This is a genomic window from Pseudomonas sp. NPDC088885, from assembly GCF_044750025.1.
GTDB classification, from domain to species: Bacteria; Pseudomonadota; Gammaproteobacteria; order Pseudomonadales; family Pseudomonadaceae; genus Aquipseudomonas; species Aquipseudomonas rustica.
Window position 1 is genome coordinate 17,673 of sequence record NZ_JBIVJB010000072.1, and the last position, 786, is coordinate 18,458.

The window sequence follows — 786 nt, forward strand, 5'->3', positions numbered from 1 at the left end:
CCGCGTCGCCCCCGCGCCCGCCCACGATAAACGGCTTTGCTTTACGTTAACGGCTCGAACCTGCGCTGTATACCGCGATTCACTCGCAATAGATTGGCACAGACAATTTGCTAGACGAGTCGACCCGATTCGAGGTCACGGAGTTCCTTCCTTGCTGATGCGTGAAACCCCTGTAGTGATTGCCGGCCCAGTCGGCCAAATCGAAGCCTTGTACCTCGATAACGAGCAGCCGCGCGGCATCGCGCTGATCTGCCACCCGAATCCGGTGCAGGGCGGCACCATGCTCAACAAAGTCGTCTCGACCCTGCAGCGCACCGCGCGCGACGCCGGCCTGATTACGTTGCGCTTCAACTATCGCGGCGTCGGCGCCAGCGAAGGCACCCACGACATGGGCACCGGTGAAGTCGACGATGCCCAGGCGGCTGCGGCATGGCTGCGCGAAAAACACCCGAACCTGCCGCTGACCCTGTTCGGTTTCTCCTTCGGCGGATTTGTTGCAGCAAGTCTCGGCGGTCGTCTTGAAGACCAAGGCGTGCAGCTCAAGCACCTGTTCATGGTCGCCCCGGCGGTCATGCGTCTTGGCGAGCAGGATCAACTGCCGCAGCAGGGCGAACTCACCGTGATCCAGCCGGAAACCGACGAAGTCATCGATCCGCAGCTGGTTTACGACTGGTCGGAACAACTCCAGCGCCCCCATGAGCTGCTGAAAGTGGCAGAATGCGGACACTTTTTTCATGGCAAGCTGACCGATCTCAAGGATCTGATCCTGCCGCGTCTCTCGAATTG

1 protein-coding gene is annotated in these 786 nt (G+C 60.6%); it reads left to right on the forward strand.

Annotation, left to right across the window (positions count from 1 at the left end; all coding sequences use genetic code 11):
* Window positions 1–157: 157 nt before the first annotated feature.
* On the forward strand, window positions 158–786 hold a 629-nt coding region (locus ACIP1X_RS21805), incomplete at its 3' end, for an alpha/beta hydrolase (RefSeq protein ID WP_400755023.1).